Annotated in this window: 17 protein-coding genes; 3 read left to right on the forward strand and 14 right to left on the reverse strand. The window is 74.5% G+C overall.

The annotated features are described in order from the left end of the window. Positions 1-3 precede the first annotated feature (3 nt). Together HLA93_RS07745 and dxr are read right to left on the reverse strand one after the other, a co-directional pair. Positions 4-1,383 carry a M50 family metallopeptidase gene (locus HLA93_RS07745; RefSeq protein ID WP_222194287.1) on the reverse strand — a complete coding sequence of 460 codons (1,380 nt, stop codon included), beginning with the start codon at positions 1,381-1,383 and terminating at the stop codon, positions 4-6. A gap of 13 nt (positions 1,384-1,396) precedes the next feature. Beyond that, positions 1,397-2,596, reverse strand: coding sequence for a 1-deoxy-D-xylulose-5-phosphate reductoisomerase (gene dxr, locus HLA93_RS07750; RefSeq protein WP_222193829.1), 1,200 nt, complete (start codon positions 2,594-2,596; stop codon positions 1,397-1,399). Between the two features lie 121 nt (positions 2,597-2,717). Between dxr and HLA93_RS22000 the strand changes: the two genes are divergently transcribed. After that, positions 2,718-3,038 carry a DUF2631 domain-containing protein gene (locus tag HLA93_RS22000; protein WP_222193830.1) on the forward strand — a complete coding sequence of 107 codons (321 nt, stop codon included), beginning with the start codon at positions 2,718-2,720 and terminating at the stop codon, positions 3,036-3,038. A gap of 66 nt (positions 3,039-3,104) precedes the next feature. Here HLA93_RS22000 and HLA93_RS07760 read toward each other — a convergent pair whose 3' ends face one another. From HLA93_RS07760 to rpsB, 9 genes are all read right to left on the reverse strand, one after another. Next, positions 3,105-3,812: a VIT1/CCC1 transporter family protein gene (locus HLA93_RS07760; RefSeq protein ID WP_308128005.1), complete on the reverse strand. Its 708-nt coding sequence runs from the start codon at positions 3,810-3,812 to the stop codon at positions 3,105-3,107. Between the two features lie 5 nt (positions 3,813-3,817). Next, complete coding sequence (gene rlmN, locus HLA93_RS07765) at positions 3,818-4,996, reverse strand: 23S rRNA (adenine(2503)-C(2))-methyltransferase RlmN (protein WP_246626131.1); 1,179 nt, start codon at positions 4,994-4,996, stop codon at positions 3,818-3,820. Between the two features lie 78 nt (positions 4,997-5,074). Further along, the gene (locus HLA93_RS07770) at positions 5,075-6,808 is read right to left on the reverse strand and encodes a hypothetical protein (RefSeq protein ID WP_222193832.1); all 1,734 of its coding nucleotides are present in this window, start codon (positions 6,806-6,808) and stop codon (positions 5,075-5,077) included. Between the two features lie 151 nt (positions 6,809-6,959). Beyond that, a complete protein-coding gene (locus tag HLA93_RS07775) occupies positions 6,960-7,619 on the reverse strand; it encodes a TrmH family RNA methyltransferase (RefSeq protein ID WP_222193833.1) in 660 nt (219 codons plus the stop codon). Positions 7,620-7,708: 89 nt separating this feature from the next. After that, positions 7,709-8,944: a phosphatidate cytidylyltransferase gene (locus tag HLA93_RS20860; protein ID WP_222193834.1), complete on the reverse strand. Its 1,236-nt coding sequence runs from the start codon at positions 8,942-8,944 to the stop codon at positions 7,709-7,711. Between the two features lie 21 nt (positions 8,945-8,965). Next, complete coding sequence (frr, locus tag HLA93_RS07785) at positions 8,966-9,523, reverse strand: ribosome recycling factor (protein ID WP_222193835.1); 558 nt, start codon at positions 9,521-9,523, stop codon at positions 8,966-8,968. A gap of 109 nt (positions 9,524-9,632) precedes the next feature. Then, entirely contained in the window at positions 9,633-10,418 is a 786-nt protein-coding gene (gene pyrH, locus HLA93_RS07790; RefSeq protein WP_439957964.1) for a UMP kinase, read from the reverse strand. 148 nt (positions 10,419-10,566) lie between these two features. Beyond that, positions 10,567-11,382, reverse strand: a complete 816-nt coding sequence (gene tsf / locus HLA93_RS07795; RefSeq protein WP_222193836.1) for a translation elongation factor Ts — start codon at positions 11,380-11,382, stop codon at positions 10,567-10,569. A 125-nt stretch (positions 11,383-11,507) separates the two neighbouring features. Next, positions 11,508-12,479: a 30S ribosomal protein S2 gene (rpsB, locus tag HLA93_RS07800; RefSeq protein WP_222193837.1), complete on the reverse strand. Its 972-nt coding sequence runs from the start codon at positions 12,477-12,479 to the stop codon at positions 11,508-11,510. 338 nt (positions 12,480-12,817) lie between these two features. On the opposite strand from rpsB, the gene HLA93_RS07805 reads away from it, so the two are divergent. After that, the gene (locus HLA93_RS07805; protein ID WP_222193838.1) at positions 12,818-13,342 is read left to right on the forward strand and encodes a M23 family metallopeptidase; all 525 of its coding nucleotides are present in this window, start codon (positions 12,818-12,820) and stop codon (positions 13,340-13,342) included. A gap of 218 nt (positions 13,343-13,560) precedes the next feature. Further along, complete coding sequence (locus tag HLA93_RS07810) at positions 13,561-14,205, forward strand: DUF4262 domain-containing protein (RefSeq protein ID WP_222193839.1); 645 nt, start codon at positions 13,561-13,563, stop codon at positions 14,203-14,205. 15 nt (positions 14,206-14,220) lie between these two features. On the opposite strand, the gene HLA93_RS20865 is transcribed toward HLA93_RS07810, so the two are convergent. The 3 genes from HLA93_RS20865 to HLA93_RS07825 all read right to left on the reverse strand — a co-directional run bounded on the left by HLA93_RS20865 (position 14,221) and on the right by HLA93_RS07825 (position 16,919). Continuing rightward, positions 14,221-15,024: a phosphotransferase enzyme family protein gene (locus tag HLA93_RS20865; protein WP_222193840.1), complete on the reverse strand. Its 804-nt coding sequence runs from the start codon at positions 15,022-15,024 to the stop codon at positions 14,221-14,223. Positions 15,025-15,113: 89 nt separating this feature from the next. Further along, the gene (gene whiG, locus HLA93_RS07820) at positions 15,114-15,911 is read right to left on the reverse strand and encodes an RNA polymerase sigma factor WhiG (protein ID WP_222193841.1); all 798 of its coding nucleotides are present in this window, start codon (positions 15,909-15,911) and stop codon (positions 15,114-15,116) included. 48 nt (positions 15,912-15,959) lie between these two features. Beyond that, a complete protein-coding gene (locus HLA93_RS07825; RefSeq protein WP_222193842.1) occupies positions 15,960-16,919 on the reverse strand; it encodes a tyrosine-type recombinase/integrase in 960 nt (319 codons plus the stop codon). Positions 16,920-17,008 lie beyond the last annotated feature (89 nt).

Genomic DNA, 17,008 nt, shown 5'->3' on the forward strand with positions numbered 1-17,008 from the left:
CACTTACTGCAGGGTGATCGGGTTGACGATGTCGGCGACCAGCAGGGTGCCCGACAGCAGCACGAACAGCGCGGCCACCACGTAGGCCACCGGCATCAGCCGGGCGATGTCGAAGGGCCCCGGGTCGGGGCGGCCACGCAGCCGCGCCACCGTCGACCGCGCCTTCTCGTACAGGGCCCCCGCCACGTGCCCGCCGTCCAGCGGGTAGATCGGCAGCAGGTTGAACAGGAACAGCACCAGGTTCACGCTGGCCAGCAGGCTCAGGAAGAAGCTGAGCTTCTCCAGCGCGCTGAACTCGGTCAGCGCGAAGTACTCCCCGGAGATGCGGCCGACGCCGACCACGCCGATCGGCCCGTTGCGGTCCCGCTCCTCGCCCAGGAACGCCGCGCGGAACAGCTGGGGCACCCGCTCGGGGATCTCGACGAGGCGGGCGACCGACTGTGTGATGACGTTCGCGAAGTAGCCGGGCACGTCGCTCAGCGACTGGCGGGCGAACCCGGGCACCGGGCTGACCCCCAGGTACCCGGCGGTCATCGTGTCCTCGCCGGTCTGGTCGGTGTAGACGGTGGTGGCGATCGGGGTCACCGTCAGCTGCCGGCGCTCGCCGTCCCGCTCGATCGTCAGCGCCACCTCGTCACCGGGGTGGGCGCGGATCGCGTCCTGGACCGTGGTCCAGCTGGCGTGGTCGGTGGGGTCGATCGCCTGGCCGTCGATGGCCACGATCGTGTCCCCGGGGCGCAGGCCCGCCTCGGCGGCCGGGCTGGCGACCGGGAGGGCGCAGTTCGCCGTCCCCTCCTCGCACACCTGGCCGGCGTCCGCGCCCGAGGTGACGATCGGCACCTGGCACGGGTCGTCGGCCGTCGCGCTCTCGGCGCCGGCGGGGACGACGCAGGCAGGCACGCTGCGCACCTGGGTGGTGAGCACGCTGGTGCCCAGCACGGTGAGCACCAGGGTGAAGAAGACGACCGCGAGGACCAGGTTGTGCAGCGGCCCGGCGGCCATCACGATCACCCGCTGCCACCAGGGCTTCTTGTAGAAGACCCGGTCGCCGTCGGTGGGCAGGACGTCGTTGAGCGCCTGGCCGCGCACCTCGGCGATGAAGCTGCGCATCCGGGTCGCGCGCCTGCTCTCGCCCTCCTCGGCCGGCGGGATCATGCCGACGATCCGGATGAAGCCGCCCAGCGGTACGGCCTTGATCCCGAACTCGGTCTCCCCGCGGCGCCGGGAGAACACGGTCGGGCCGAACCCGACGAAGAACTGCGGCACCCGCATGCCGAACTTCCGGGCCCAGTAGAAGTGCCCGAACTCGTGGAAGCCGATGCTGAACAGCAGGCCGACGGCGAAGGCGACGAATCCGAGGACCGTCAGGAGGAACCCGCTCAGCTCAGCTCCTTCATCAGACGTCCCCGCCGATGGCGGCGCGGGCGTGCTCCCTGGCCCACTTCTCAGCGGCCAGCACGTCCTCGACGGAGGTGGGTGCGCCGAGGTCCGGCGCGGCGTCGAGAGTACGCGCGATGACCTGCACGATCCCTGGGAACGACAGGTGTCCGGCTGTGAATGCCGCGACCGCCTCCTCGTTGGCCGCGTTGTACAGCGCCGGCACGACGCCGCCGGCCTCGCCCGCCTGCCGCGCCAGCCGCACCGCGGGGAACACCTCGTCGTCCAGCGGTGCGAACTCCCAGGTGCTGGCGGCCGACCAGTCCAGCGCCGGCTGCACGTCGGGCAGCCGGTCGGGCCAGGCCAGCGCCAGCGCGATCGGCAGCCGCATGTCCGGCGGGCTGGCCTGGGCGATGGTGGCGCCGTCGGCGAAGGTGACCATCGAGTGCACGATCGACTGGGGGTGCACCACGACGTCGATGTCGGCGTAGGGGACGTCGAAGAGCAGGTGCGCCTCGATCAGCTCCAGCCCCTTGTTGACCAGGGTCGCGGAGTTGATGGTGACCACCGGACCCATGTCCCAGGTCGGGTGGGCCAGCGCCTGCTCGCGGGTGACGCCGGCCAGCTCCTCGGCCGTGCGGCCGCGGAAGGGCCCGCCGCTGGCGGTGAGGACCAGGCGGGCCACCTCACCGCGGGCGCCACCGCGGAGGCACTGCGCCAGCGCCGAGTGCTCGGAGTCGACCGGCACCAGCTGACCCGGCGCGGCCGCAGCGGTCACCAGCTCGCCCCCGGCCACGAGGGACTCCTTGTTGGCCAACGCGACGGTGCGCCCGGCCGCGAGCGCCGACAGGGTCGGCCGCAGCCCGATCGACCCGGAGATCCCGTTGAGGACGACGTCGGCGGGGCGGGTGGCCAGCTCCTCGGCGGCGCGGGGACCGGCCAGGATCTCCGGCAGCGCGTAGTTGCCCTGCGCCCAGCCGCGGTGCTGGGCGGCGGCGTAGAAGGCCAGCTGCAGGTCCTGGGCGGCGGTGGCCCGGGCCACCGCGACGGTGCGCACGCCCAGGGACAGCGCCTGCTCGGCCAGCAGGGCGACGTCTCCGCCGCCGGCGGCGAGCCCGGTGATCCGCAGCCGGTCGGGGTTCTGCCGCGCCACCGCGATCGCCTGCCGGCCGATCGACCCGGTGGACCCCAGCACGGTGACCTCGCGCGGCTCGCTCATCTGCACTCCTCGCTGCGCTCGTCGCGGCGTGCCCGGTGCCGTGCCCGCCGGCGGCCATCCTCGCAAGACCCGCCCGGGCGGCCACCAGGTGTGCCGCGAACGGGCCTGTCATCATGAGGGGGTGAGCGACGTGACCGGCCGGGGACAGGGCCACCAGACCAGCGCCCAGGTAGTCGAGCAGTCCAACCGCGAGGAGGGCATCGCCCGCGCGGGTGGCTCTCCCGTGACGCACGAGCGGCCCGAGGACTGGGGCTGGCACGCCGAGGCGGGCAAGGTCGGCCGGATCGTCGGCTGGCTGTTCGTCCTGGTCATGCTGAGCTTCCTGGTGGGCAACCACGAGGGCCGCGTCGAGGACCTCTGGGTCCTGGGGTTCGCGCTCGCCCTCGTGGTCATGCTGCTGTGGGACGTCCGCCGGCGGAAGAACGCCTGGCGCTCCCGCTGAGCTGCTCCCTGCACAGCACAGAGGCCCGCTCCCCGACCGGGGAGCGGGCCTCTGTGCGATCGGGAGTCACCCGCCGACGCTGACGCCGATCGCGGTGCCGATCAGGTAGGTCGCGCCGGCGGCCACGGCACCGAACAGCAGCTGTCGCCCCGCCGACCACCACCAGGACCGCGGGGTGAAGCGCGAGGACAGCGCCCCGGCCGCCGCCAGGCCGGCACCGCCGCACACCAGCGCGATCCACAGGGTGCTGAACCCGAGCAGGAACGGCAGCAGCGGGACGACGGCGCCGATCGAGAAGGTGACGAACGAGGACACCGCGGCCACCTTCGGGGACGGCGTGTCCTCCGGGCTCAGCCCCATCTCGGCCACCACATGCAGCCGCAGGGCCGTCTCCGGGTCGCGGGACAGCTGCACCGACACCTGCTCGGCGAGGTCGTCGTCCACCCCGCCGCGGCGCAGCAGCGCGACCAGCTCGCGCCGCTCACCCTCGGGGTTGCGCAGCAGCTCCCCGCGTTCCTTGGCGACCTCGAGCGCGAGCTGCTCGTTCTGGGTGGTCACCGACGTGTACTCGCCCAGCGCCATCGAGATGGCGCCGGCGACCAGGCTGGCCATCCCGGAGAGGACGACGGTGTGCGCCGCGGCCCCGCCGGCCCCCACCCCGGCGACGAGCGCGGTGTTGGTGACCAGGCCGTCCATGGCGCCGAACACGGCCGCCCGCAACCAGCCTCCGGACACGTCGGCGTGGCTGTGCTCGTGCACCTCCGCGTCGATCACCGCGGTCAGCCCTGGTCCGACTCGGCTCCCAGCGGCACGCCGTCCTCGACGCCCGGTACCGGCACCGCGACGCTGGGCACGCCGTCGACCTGGTCCGCGGCGGCCAGCTGCCCGCAGGCGCCGTCGATGTCCGACCCACGGGTGTCGCGCACCGTGGTGGGCACCCCGGCGGCACGCAGCCGGGCGACGAACTCCCGCTGCGCCGGCAGCGGGCTGGCGTCCCACTGGCTGCCCGGGGTCGGGTTCAGCGGGATGAGGTTGACGTGCGCGAGCCGCTTCGCCAGCAGCTTCCCGAGCAGGTCGGCCCGGAACGGCTGGTCGTTCACGTCGCGGATCAGCGCGTACTCGATCGAGTAGCGGCGGCCGGTGCGCCGGGCGTAGTCGTCGGCGGCGCCGAGCACCTCCTCGACCTTCCAGCGGGTGTTGATCGGCACCAGGGTGTTGCGCAGCTCGTCGTCGGGGGCGTGCAGGCTGACCGCGAGGGTGACGTTGAGGCCCTCCTCGGTGAGCTTGCGGATCGCCGGCACGACCCCGACCGTCGACACGGTCACCGACCGCTGGGACAGGCCGAGCCCGTGCGGCGTCGGGCTCAACAGCGCGTCCAGGGTCTTGCGGACCCGGGCGTAGTTGGCCAGCGGCTCCCCCATGCCCATGAAGACGACGTTGGACAGCCGCCCCGGGCCACCGGGGATGTCGCCGGCGGCCATCGCCGCAGCCGCGGCGACCGCCTGGCCGATGATCTCGGCGGCGGAGAGGTTGCGGGTCAGGCCGTTCTGGCCGGTCGCGCAGAACGGGCAGGCCATGCCGCAGCCGGCCTGGCTGGAGATGCAGACGGTGGCCCGATCCGGGTAGCGCATCAGCACGCTCTCCACCAGGGCGCCGTCGTGCAGCCGCCACAGCGTCTTGCGGGTGCGGCCACCGTCGGCGGACTGGTGTCGCACCGGGGTCAGCAGCCCCGGCAGCAGGGCCGCGGCGAGGTCGTCGCGAGCGGCGGCCGGCAGGTCGGTCATCTGCGCCGGGTCGGTCACCCCCGCGTAGAAGTGCCGGCTCAGCTGGTCGGCGCGGAACGCCGGGTGGCCGAGCTCGGTGACCGCAACCCGGGCCTCCTCACGGGTGAGGTCGGCCAGGTGGCGGGGCGGCTTGGTGCGGCGGGGGGCGTCGAAGACCAGGGGCAGGGCAGTCATGGCACCGTCCATGTTCCCACTCCGCGGGCGTCCAGGGTGAGCCGGTGAGGGTGAGATGGCTCCCCGGAGGGAGCGCGGTCAGTCCCGCTCGGGCTGAGCGGTCGATGACGGCTGCACACCGCCCGGCTGCGCGGTGGTCGTGAGCGGAGCAGTCGCGGTCGGACCGGCGGTGGCCGTCGGCGTCGCGGTCGGCGCGGTCGTGGTCGGCGGGGTGGTGGGCGGGGTGGTGGTCACCGGAGTGCTCGGGTCGCCGGGCACGGGAGCCGTCGGGTCGGTCGGCTCCGTGGTCCCGGGGTCGGTCGGCTCGGGCCCGGTGGGCTCGGGGTCGGTCGGCGCGCAGGCCGCGGCGAGGACGACGGGGTCGGTGGCGTCCTCCTCCCCCTGCTCCGGGTCCGGGTCCGGGTCCGGGTCCGGGGTGTCGCCCTCGGGCACCTCGACGTCCGGGCACTGCGACTCGTCGGGCGGGTCGACGTCGACCCCGTCGCCGCCGCCCGGTACGGGCGCCGGGAGCGGCGGACGCACGACGACCGGTGGCGCGGCCACCGAGGCCGCCGTCGTCGGCTGCTTGGTGGGGACGGCTGCTCGCTGCGGGGTGGCGGTCGACCGGGTGGCCGCCCGCGCGCGCTCGGTGGGCCGCTCGGGGCTGTCGACGGCCTCGACGGCGGCCTCGGCGACGGGAACCGGGGCCGTGGTCGGCTCCGCGGCCTCGGCCGGCGACTGCCCGGCGCGGACGATGGGCGTCCGGGTGGCGGGAGCCGGGGTCGAGCCGGCATCCCGCTGGACGGCCGCCACCTCGGGCCGGTCGCCACTGGAGGAGTCCGGCAAGGCGAAACCGGCGATGACGGCGGCGAGCAGCAGCACGGCCAGCGGCAGCAGCACGCGGGCACGTCGCCGCCGGACCGCCGGCGACGCCACCTCGTCCCGCGACGCCCCCTCGGCCCGCTGCGCGGCCGGCGCGGCCGAGCGGGTGGACGACGGCTGGCCGGCCAACGCCTCACCGGCGCGGATCGCCTCCTCCCACGCGGCCAGCTGCGCGAAGGCCTGCTCCTCCGCGGCGCGCCGGGCGGCCAGCTCGGCCTCCTGCAGATCGGCCAGCGCCGCCTCGATCCGGGGCGGGAGCGGCCGTCGCGCAGGCCTCGCCGGGCTCGTCGCCGCACTCACGCCCGACTGCGGGGCCGGGTCGCTCGTGGGGCCGGTCACCGGCTCGTCGTCCGGGTCCACCGCAGGGACAGCTGCGGCGACGGGCGCCGGCTCAGCCGTCTGGTCACCTGCCGGCGCAGCGAGGCGCTGGACAGGATCTGGCGACGCCTCGGCCGGGGCTGCGTCCGGCTGCTCGTGCTCGACATCGGCCGGGGCGCCCCGCTCCGGGGCGGTCGGGGCACCGGTCAGCTGGGCGGCGCTGACGTCGTGGACGTGACCCGCCGGGACCTCCTGCGGCGCAGCCGGGACGTCGACGGCCTGCGTCGCGGGGGCGTCGGCCTGCGGCGCGGGCGGGACGTCGAGGGCCTGCGCGGTGGGCGCATCACGGACCTGGGCGGCCGGCGCGTCGTCCGGCAGCGCGGCCGGGAGGTCCTGCACCTGGGCGGCCGTGGCGTCGGCCGACTCCTCGGCCGCCGGCTGGGCATCACCCTCCGCCGGGGGCGGCCCGTCGGCGTGCTCCGGGGAGGCGGACGAGCCGGCCCACTGCGGGAGCCACGCCTCGTCCCACGGGTCCTCGGCCGGCTCGACGTCCACCGAGGCCGGGGTCGCGTCCTCCGCGCCCGTCGGGGTCTCCTCCGGGGTGCCGGGCTCACGCACGTCCTCCGACCTCATGACCCCTCCTCCCGGTCGGCCTGCCGCCCGACCACCGGTCGTGGTCGGGATGCGGCGGCCGAGCCCGAACGATCATGCTGACGGAGCGGCCCTCGGCGTGGCGGTAGGCGCGGCGTGACCGGAGCACCACAGTGCGCTCAAGACGCGGGGCTCAGTTCGGCAGGTCTGCACCAGTCAGCCCGGCGTGCTGGCGCACCCAGGCGTGCATCGCGATGCCGGCGGCGACCCCGGCGTTCAACGACCGGGTCGAGCCGAACTGGGCGATGGACACGGTCAGCTCCGCGCCGTCCCGCGCGGCCGGGGTGAGCCCGGGCCCCTCCTGGCCGAACAGCAGCAGCGACCGGCGGGGCAGGTCGGCGGTCTCCAACGGGACGGCGCCGGGCCCGTTGTCGACCGCCACCACCGCGAGCGACTCCCCTGCCGCGTGTGCCAGCAGCGCCTCGATGTCGGTGTGGTGCCGCAGGTGCTGGTACCGGTCGGTGACCATCGCCCCGCGCCGGTTCCACCGGCGTCGACCCACGACGTGCACCTCCGCAGCCAGGAACGCGTTGGCGGTGCGGACGACGGTGCCGATGTTCAGGTCGTGCTCGAAGTTCTCGATCGCGACGTGGAAGGGGTGCCGGCGCCGGTCGAGGTCGGCGACGATCGCCTCCAGCGTCCAGTAGCGGTACCGGTCCACCACGTTCCGGCGGTCCCCGTCGGCGAGCAGCTCGGGGTCGTACCGCGGGTCGGTGGGCCACGGGCCCGGCCAGGGGCCGACGCCCACCGACCCGCCCCACTCGGTCGGGCCGATCTCCAGTCCCTCGGTCATCGCCGGGGATGGTGCCACGCCGGCGACCGCCGCACCGCTGGTCCCGTCCCTCCCGCGGGGAGCAGGGGGCCCGTCGGCGTGGACCGGGGCTAGACCGGTGCGACCACCGAGAGGATCAGCCAGGCCACGGCAGCCGAGGGCAGCAGCGAGTCCATCCGGTCCATGAGGCCGCCGTGCCCGGGCAACAGGTCGCCCATGTCCTTGATGCCCAGGTCGCGCTTGATCAGCGACTCCCCCAGGTCACCGAGGGTGGCGGTGAGCGCGATCGCCACGCCGTACAGCACGCCGCCCCACCAGGGGCCGTGGAAGGTCAGCGTGACCAGCAGGGTGCCGATGAGCACGCAGGCCGCGACCGACCCGGCCAGCCCCTCCCAGGACTTCTTCGGGCTGATCGACCTGGCCAGGGGGTGCCTGCCGAAGAGCACGCCGGCGGCGAAGCCACCGACGTCGCTGCAGACCACCGTCGCGATGAAGGCCAGCACCCGGGCGACGCCGTCGTCCGGGGCCAGGAGGAGCACCGCGAACCCGGCGAGCAGCGGCACGTACAACGCGACGAACACCGCTGCGGAGGCGTCCCGCAGGTACCCGACCGGGCCGTCGCCGAGCCGCCAGAGCAGCACCGCCACCACGGTCAGCAGGAAGCCGACCACGAGGCCGGACGGGCCGCGGGTCCAGGCCAGCGTGAGCATGGCCAGTGCTCCCACCACGACCGGCGTACGGGGCGGTCGGTGCCCGCCCTTCACGAGCGCGCCGCTGAGCTCGACGACGCTGATCAGCACAGCGGCGCCCAGCACCGCCAGGAACGCCGGCCGCCACACCAGCAGCGTCGCCACGATCACCGCGCCCAGGCCGACCCCGACCCCGATCGCAGCAGCCATGTCCCGGCCGGCCCGCCCGGTCGCCCGGGGGGCGCCACTGGGGGTGTCCTGCGGCGGCTCACCGGTCGCCTCGGCGCCCGGCGCGTCCGGCACGGCGGTCAACGGGGGCGCGTCGTCCCCGACGACGGCGAGTGAACCGGTGGGGACGTCGTCCCGCTCGTCGGTCCACGCGTCACCGAGCAGCGCAGCCCCGGCGTCCTCGGGTGCCCGGTCCCAGGTCATCCCCACCGTGCTCGGACCCGGCACGTCCTCGGGCGCCACCCGCGGTGCGGGCCGGCTGGGCAGCGGCGGTACCGGTGGCTGGCCGATCCGCACCACCGGCCCGTCCTCGTCGTCCCGGCGTGGGACGGCGTCGCCCGGGCGCGGGACACCGGGCGTGCCCGTCCGGCTGCGGGCACGCTCACGCCCCGGGCCGGGCGGCTCGGGGCGGTGCGGGTCGGGGTTCACCTGCGGGCGTCCGGGTTCGACTCAGACGTCGAGGAGCTCGGTCTCCTTGTTCTTCATCGCCTCGTCGATGCTGGCGACGTGGGACGCGGTGAGGTCGTCCAGCTCCTTCTCGGCACGACGCACCTCGTCCTCGCCGGCCTCGCCGTCCTTGGCGATGCGGTCCAGCTCCTCCTTGGCGCGCCGGCGCACGTTGCGGATGGCGACCTTGGCGTCCTCGCCCTTGGAGCGGGCGACCTTCACCAGGTCGCGGCGGCGCTCCTCGGTCAGCTGGGGGAAGACGACGCGGATCAGCGACCCGTCGTTGGTCGGGTTGACGCCCAGGTCGGAGTTGCGGATCGACTTCTCGATGGCCTGCAGCTGGGTGGCGTCGTAGGGCTTGATGACCGCCATCCGCGCCTCCGGCACCGTGATCGAGGCCATCTGCGGCACCGGGGTGGGAGCACCGTAGTAGTCGACGACGATCTTGTTGAACATGGACGGCGCGGCGCGGCCGGTGCGCACGGAACCGAGGTCCTCGCGGGCGACCGACAAGGCCTTGTCCATCCGCTCCTCGGCGTCGAGCAGGGTGTCGTCGATCACGGGGTTCTCTCCTCCTGCGGCAGCTGCCGCCGTGCTGGCCGGGGTGTGGGGCGGGTCTGGCGGTGGGACGGCGTCCGGCGTGCGCCGTCGGCGGTCAGGAGCCGGCCGGTCAGGCCTGCTCGCTGATCAGGGTGCCGATCCTCTCACCTGCCACTGCCCGCGCGATGTTGCCGTCACGCAGCAGGTTGAACACGACGATCGGCATCTGGTTGTCCATGCACAGGCTGATCGCCGTGGCGTCGGCGACCTTCAGCTGCTTGGCCAGCACCGTGCCGTAGTCCAGGTCGCGGTACATGGTGGCCGCCGGGTTGGTGCGCGGGTCGTCGTCGTAGACGCCGTCCACCCCGTTCTTGGCCATCAGCAGCACCTGGCACTCGATCTCCAGGGCGCGCTGGGCCGCCACGGTGTCGGTGGAGAAGTACGGCATGCCGGCCCCGGCGCCGAATATGACCAGCCGGCCCTTCTCCATGTGCCGGATCGCCTTGCGCGGGATGTAGGGCTCGGCGACCTGCCCCATGGTGATCGCCGTCTGCACGCGCGTCTCCAGGCCGGCCTTCTCGCAGAAGTCCTGCAGCGCCAGGCAGTTCATCACCGTGCCGAGCATGCCCATGTAGTCGGCGTGGCTGCGGTCCATGCCGGCCTGGGACAGCTCGGCGCCGCGGAAGAAGTTGCCGCCACCGACGACGACGGCCACCTGCGTGCCCGCACCCACCACGGCGGCGAGCTGCTCGGCCATGCTGCGGATGATCACCGGGTCGACGCCTACCTTGCCACCGCCGAACGCCTCGCCCGAGAGCTTCAGGAGCACCCGGCGGTAGCCGGACCCGTCCAGCGGGGCGAAGGCGGTGGGGGCGGACTTCAGCGTCCCCTGGGTGGCGGGCTGGGTGTCGGTCACGAGCGTCCCTCGGTTCGGTGTCGGGTGGATCGATCCTGCCCCATCCCGGCGTCGGTCTCCCGCGCTGCCGGGCCTGGACAGGCCACCGGCCCCGTCCTCCGGGCGGAGGGAGCGGGGCCGGTGGGTGTCACGGTCGTTCGGGCCTGGATCAGGCCTGGCCGACCTCGAAGCGGGCGAACCGGTCGACGGTCAGACCGGCGTCGGCGATGATCTGCTTGACGGTGCGCTTCGGCTCGGTGATCGAGGGCTGCTCCAGGAGCACGAAGTCCTTGAAGTAGGCGTTGACCCGACCCTCGACGATCTTGCTGATCGCCTGCTCGGGCTTGCCCTCCTCCTTGGCCGTCTGCTCGGCGACCCGACGCTCGGTCTCGACCGCGTCGGCCGGGACCTCCTCGCGGGTCAGGTACCGCGGCCGCGCGGCGGCGATGTGCATCGCCAGCGAGCGGGCCGCGTCCTCGTCGCCGCCGGAGTACTGCACCGCGACACCGATGGCCGGGGGCAGGTCGGTGGCGCGCTTGTGCAGGTAGACGGCGGTGGTGCCCTCGAAGGCGACGAACCGGCTCAGTACCAGCTTCTCGCCGATCCGGGCGGACTCGGACTCGATGAGGGCGGCGACGGTCTGCCCGTCGACCTGGGCGGCCAGCAGCGCGTCCACGTCGGCCGGCTTCTCGGCCAGGACGACGTCCAGCAGACGCTCGGCCAGCGTGACGAAGTCGGCGTTCTTGGCGACGAAGTCGGTCTCGCAGTCGAGCTCGAGCAGCGCGCCGTCGCGGCTGACCACGACGCCGTTGGTGGTCGAGCGCTCCAGGCGCTTGCCCACGTCCTTCGCGCCCTTGACGCGGAGGAACTCGATGGCCTTGTCGTAGTCGCCATCGGCCTCGGTCAGGGCCTTCTTGGAGTCCATCATGCCGGCGCCGGTGGCGTCACGGAGACGCTTCACGTCGGCTGCGGTGAAAGCAGGCATGTCACTTCCTCTGATCTGGTGGTGGTGCGGGGCGCGGACCCCGCGAGTTGAGGTGCCGGCCGGAGCCGGGCATGCGGCGGCGCCGCCCTCCCCGCGGTCAGGCGGGGACGAGCGGCGCCGACCGGTCAGCCGTTCTGCGCGCCCTGGGTGCCGGTGCTCTGGTCACCGGTGGCGGGGACGCCCTCGACCGGAGCGACCTCCTCGGCCGTGACGGCCGGCGGGGCGGCCGGGGTCTCGGGCAGCTCGGTGGCGACGGCCTCAGTCGCGACGGCCGGAACGCCCTCCGCAGCCGGCGCGGCGGCGTCGGCGGTGCCGCCGGTCAGCAGCTCGCGCTCCCAGTCGGCCAGCGGCTCGGCGGCGGCCGGGGCCTCGGCGCCGTCCTCGCCGCGACCGGCGTTGGCCTGCGCGGCCGAGCGGGCCATGAGGCCCTCGGCGACCGCGTCGGCGATCACGCGGGTCAGCAGCGCGGTGCTGCGGATCGCGTCGTCGTTGCCCGGGATCTTGTAGTCGACCTCGTCGGGGTCGCAGTTGGTGTCGAGGATCGCGACGACGGGGATGCCCAGCTTCCGGGCCTCACCGACGGCGATGTGCTCCTTCTTGGTGTCCACGATCCAGACGGCGCTGGGCACCTTCTGCATGTCGCGGATGCCGCCGAGGGAGCGCTCGAGCTTGGCCTTCTCGCGGGAGAGGACCAGCTGCTCCTTCTTGGAGAGGCTGACCAGCGCGCCGGTCTGCTCGAGGTCCTCGAGCTCCTTGAGCCGGGCGAGGCGCTTGTAGACGGTCTGGAAGTTGGTGAGCATGCCGCCCAGCCAGCGCTGGTTCACGTAGGGCATGCCGACGCGGGTCGCCTGCTCGGCGATGACCTCCTGCGCCTGGCGCTTCGTGCCGATGAACATGATCGAACCGCCGTGGGCCACGGTCTGCTTGACGAACTCGTAGGCCTGGTCGATGTAACCCAGCGTCTGCTGGATGTCGATGATGTAGATGCCGTTGCGCTCGGTGAAGATGAACCGCTTCATCTTCGGGTTCCAGCGACGGGTCTGGTGCCCGAAGTGGACCCCGCTGTCGAGCAGGTTCTTCATGCTGACGACTGCCACGTGGCGCCGCCTTCCTTCTCGTGCGCGGGCGGCCAGGGGCCGCCGTCGCGCTGCTCGGTTGTCGCGGGCGCACCGGGAGGTGCGCCGCCCTGGTGTCCGGCCGCGCCACCGAACCCGCCCGGAGGGGCGGGACCGAGGTGGCGACTGCCCCGCTGGGCTCGCCAGGTGCACGAGCGGCGGGAAGAGGACACGCGAAGTCGATCCGCCGGAGGCGGACCGCAGGACCAGCATACGCGGTGCTGGGCGGTCACTCGACCGGCCCGTCCCCAGGTGTGCCGGCCGTCCACAGCTCCGCTCCGCAGCCCCCGACCCGCGCACCCGGCCGGCAGGGTCCGGACGTGCTCGCCCCCCGACTGCTCACCGTGCTCCTGGTGGTCTGCGTCCTGGTCACCGGGCAGCCCACCCCGTCGGCCGGCGCGCCACGGCCTGCGAGCGCCCCGCCGGCCGCCAGTGCCCTGTGGGGCTGGCCGCTGGCCCAGGACCCCGAGGTCACCCGGCCGTTCCTGCCGCCACCGGGGCCCTACGCCGCCGGGCACCGCGGCGTCGACCTGGCCGGGGCCATCGGCCAGCCGGTGGTGGCCGCCGGGGCCGGCACCGTGGCCTTCGCCGGCATGGTCGCCGGGCGGCCGGTGGTCAGCGTGGACCACCCGGACGGCCTGCGGACGACGTACGAGCCGGTGCGGCCGGGGGTCGCCGCCGGTCAGCCGGTGTCCCGCGGTTCGCCCCTCGGAGTGCTCGACGGCGGCCATGCGGGCTGCCCGGTCGAGGCATGTCTGCACTGGGGGCTGCGCCGTGGGGAGGTCTACCTCGACCCGTTGTCCCTGCTCCGCCCCCCGCGGGTCCGGCTGCTGCCCTGGCCGTGATCGACCTGGGTCCACGCGCTCCGCCGCAGGCGCGCTCCGGTCCGGGCCACCCCCTGCCCAGGCGTCCCCGGGACAGCCGGGAGCCGGCTCGGCCGCGACCCGCCCTCGGTCCGACCCGGCCTCGTGGGCACGTCCCGCTCCTCCCGCACCGGGCCGGCACCGGGGCGGCTGCGGTGCGGCCCCCGCTGGCCGGGCGACGCCGGCGCTACCGTCCTGTTGTGCGATTCCGACGCAAGCGTGCCCCGAAGCCGGGCGACACCGAGCAGAGCGGCGCTGGTCCGGACGGCGCGGAGCAGGGCACCCCCGGTCCGACCGGCTCGGCACAGGCCGGCGCCCCGGCCGACGGGACGGCACCGGCCGACGTCGACCCGGGCGACGCCGTGAGCCAGGTCGCCGGAGAGCACGGCGCCGAGGAGCAGGACGCCTCCCAGGTGCTGGCGGACCTGCGCCGGGTGGTCGACCGGTTCGGCTGGGCGGTGCTGCACGGTGGCGGGACCTCCCCCGCCGATCCCCGCTACTCCTACACGGTCGGGCTGTCGGCCTGGCAGCACCCCGAGGTGGTCGTCGTCGGGCTGCCCTTCCCGGCCGGCGAGAAGTACCTGAACCTGGTGGGCGAGGCCGTCCGCGCGGGCGCCCGGTTCGGTCCGGGTGTCTCCACCACCGCGCTGACCGACCCCGACTCCCCCGTGGTGTTCCTGACCGTCGAGGACACCGCCCGGCTGTCGGTGGCCGAGCAGTTCTCCGGCTCGGTCGAGGCGCTGCAGCTGATCTGGCCCGACTCCACCGGTCTGCTGCCCTGGCAGGAGGGGCACCGCAACCCGCCGGGGGCCCAGCCGCTGCTCGGCCCCCGCCCGGGCGACTGACGCCGGCGACCGAGGTCAGAGAGCGGCGGCCAGCCTCCCGGACTCTGCGGCCAGCCAGGCCACGGTCCGGGGCAACCGGTCCTCCAGGCCGTCGTCCCACCACCGGCGGAAGACGGGGTCGGCCTCGGCGGCGGCACGGGAGGTGAGCAGGAAGTTGGCCACCATCCGGTTCGCCACCGGCACCACCGCGGCGCGCTGCTCCGCGGTCATCCCGTAGGCGTCGGCGAAGGCGCGCACCCGGGCCGGCACGTCCGCCTCGACCAGCGACGGCGCGCGGTCCACCGGGGCCGCCAGGGGCGCCCACCAGTACAGGGCGTTGGCGAGGTCGGCGACGCGCGTGGTCGGCCGGGCGAGGTCGAAGTCGATCAGCGCGGTCGGCAGGCCGCCGTCGAACACCACGTTGCCGGGGCAGTAGTCCATGTGCGACACCAACTCCGGTTCGTCGAAGAGCGGCACCACCCCGTCGGGACGCACGCCGGGGACCCCGCCCCAGACCGCATCGGCCGGCAGGGCCCACCCGTCCGCCGCGTCGTGCAGGCGACGGATGAGGGCGCCCAACGTCCCGAGCGCGCTCGCGCTGGTGGCGTGCTCCGGGAGCGGCTCCACCGGCACCTCACCGGCCACGTACGACAACACCTCGCGCCCCTCCGCGTCACGCCCGAGCGGCTCGGGGCAGTCCGTGAAGCCCCGGCTGCGGACGAACGCCAGATAGGCCTGGACGGTGGCCGTGAACGGCCGCACCGGACGGCGCACCGTCCCCCCGACCCGGACGACGTGCGTGACGCCCTCGCTGGCGAGCGTCTCCTCGGCGTCGGTCACCGCCGCACCGTAGCCGCCCGCCGACCCACCCGAGCGTGCACGCGGAGGCGGCCACGGACGGCGCCGCGGTGATCCGCCGGGAGAGCCGGTCAGGCGATGTCGGCGAGCTTGGTGCGCAGGTGCAGCACGGCCTTGGTGTGCAGCTGGCAGATCCGGCTCTCGGTGACGCCGAGGACCCGGCCGATGTCGGCCAGCGTCAGGCCCTCGAAGTAGTAGAGGCTGACGACGACCTTCTCCCGCTCAGGGAGCTGCTCCACCGCCCGGGCCAGCAGCTGCCGGGCCTCGCCGTGCTCGGCCATCGCCTGCGGGTCCAGGGCGGCGGTGTCCTTGAGCGTGTCGCCCAGACGGGGCGCGGAGCCGTCGTCGTCGACCAGCAGCTCGTCGAGGGCGACCACGTTGACCAGGGAGAGCTGGCCGAGGAACTTACGGACGTCCTCGACGTCCATCTCCATCTCGTCGGCGACCTCTTCGTCGGTCGGGCTGCGCTGGAGCCTGGCCTCCAGCGCAGCGACCGTCCGCTCGTACTGCCGCGCCTTCATCCGCACCGAGCGCGGGATCCAGTCGGTGGAGCGCAGCTCGTCGATGATCGCGCCACGGATGCGGGCCATCGCGTAGCTCTCGAACTTGATCTCCCGCGAGGGCTCGAAGCGGGTGATCGCGTCGATCAGCCCGAAGGTGCCGTAGGAGACCAGGTCGGCCTGCTCGACGTGCGCGGGCAGACCACTGCCCACCCGGCCGGCGACGTACTTGACCAGCGGGGCGTAGTGCAGGATCAGCCGGTCGCGCAGGTCGGTGTCCCGGCCGGCCACGTAGCGCCCCCAGAGGTCGACGACGAACGAGTCCGGGTCCTCGCTCGCACCGACCTGCTGGACCGTTGCCTCAGACACCCGCACTCCCCCGCTCGACCGTTGCCGTTCCGTTCATCGGCGCACCTCTCACGCTCGGGGATGGGCCTGGGCGTGGACCGCCCGCAACCGTTCGACCGTCACGTGTGTGTAGACCTGCGTCGTGGCGAGGCTAGCGTGACCCAGCAGCTCCTGGACGCTGCGGAGGTCGGCTCCGCCCTCCAGGACGTGCGTGGCCGCCGAGTGCCGGAGGCCGTGCGGGCCGACGTCGGGGGTGCCCGGGGCCGCGGCCACCGCGGCGTGCACGACGCGGCGGGCCTCCCGGGCGTCCAGCCGGCCACCGCGCGCGCCGAGGAAGAGCGCCGGTCCGCTGCCGGCCGTGGCCAGCACCGGCCGGCCCCGGGTGAGCCAGTAGTCCAGCGCAGCGGCGGCCGGCGCACCGAAGGGCACGCTGCGCTCCTTGCGGCCCTTGCCGAGCACCCGCAGCAGCCGCCTGTCCCGGTCGACGTCGTCGACGTCCAGGCCGACCAGCTCGCCGACCCGCACGCCGCTGGCGTACAGCAGCTCCACCACCAGCACGTTGCGCAGCCGCAGGGCCGTGTCGGTGGGCTGCTCGTCGTCCACCGCCGGGCGGGCGGCCTCCTCGAGCACCGCCCGCGCCTGGTCGGCGCCCAGCACACCGGGCAGGGTGCGGTGCGCCCGCGGGCTGGAAAGCCGCAGCCCGACGTCCTCGGCCACCTGGCCGCTGCGGCGCAGGTGGGCGGTGAACGAGCGCGCCGAGGCAGCCCGCCGCGCGGTGGTCGACCGTGCGTCCCCCCGGGCACGCCCCTGGGCCAGCCAGCTGCGCAGGGTGGCCAGGTCGAGGTCGGCCACGGTGCGCCCGCTGCGCCGGACCAGGTGGTCCAGCAGCGAGACGACGTCCCCGACGTACCCGCGGACGGTGTGCTCGGAGAGGTCCCGCTGCAGTCGCAGGTGCTCCTCCCAGGCCTCCAGCGACTCGGCCAGCGCAGGCGGCAGCCCCGCGCGCAGCTCTGCGGTCCCTGTGGGCATGGGCGCAGCGTCCGTCGGCGCGCCCGGCCGGTCAACCCGCCGCGCCGAAGAGATGGGTTGTCCGCAACCAGCTCGAGCCGCCCGGCACC

Origin of the sequence: Modestobacter italicus (genome assembly GCF_019799965.1) — a bacterium.
GTDB classification, from domain to species: Bacteria; Actinomycetota; Actinomycetes; order Mycobacteriales; family Geodermatophilaceae; genus Modestobacter; species Modestobacter italicus_A.

What these genes read in the sequence shown, in the direction of transcription:
- dxr (WP_222193829.1), bottom strand. Translation starts at nt 2,596, where the DNA reads ATGAGCGAGCCGCGCGAGGTCACCGTGCTGGGGTCCACCGGGTCGATC.
- rlmN (WP_246626131.1), bottom strand. Translation starts at nt 4,996, where the DNA reads ATGACTGCCCTGCCCCTGGTCTTCGACGCCCCCCGCCGCACCAAGCCG.
- HLA93_RS07770 (WP_222193832.1), bottom strand. Translation starts at nt 6,808, where the DNA reads ATGAGGTCGGAGGACGTGCGTGAGCCCGGCACCCCGGAGGAGACCCCG.
- HLA93_RS07775 (WP_222193833.1), bottom strand. Translation starts at nt 7,619, where the DNA reads ATGACCGAGGGACTGGAGATCGGCCCGACCGAGTGGGGCGGGTCGGTG.
- tsf (WP_222193836.1), bottom strand. Translation starts at nt 11,382, where the DNA reads ATGCCTGCTTTCACCGCAGCCGACGTGAAGCGTCTCCGTGACGCCACC.
- HLA93_RS07825 (WP_222193842.1), bottom strand. Translation starts at nt 16,919, where the DNA reads ATGCCCACAGGGACCGCAGAGCTGCGCGCGGGGCTGCCGCCTGCGCTG.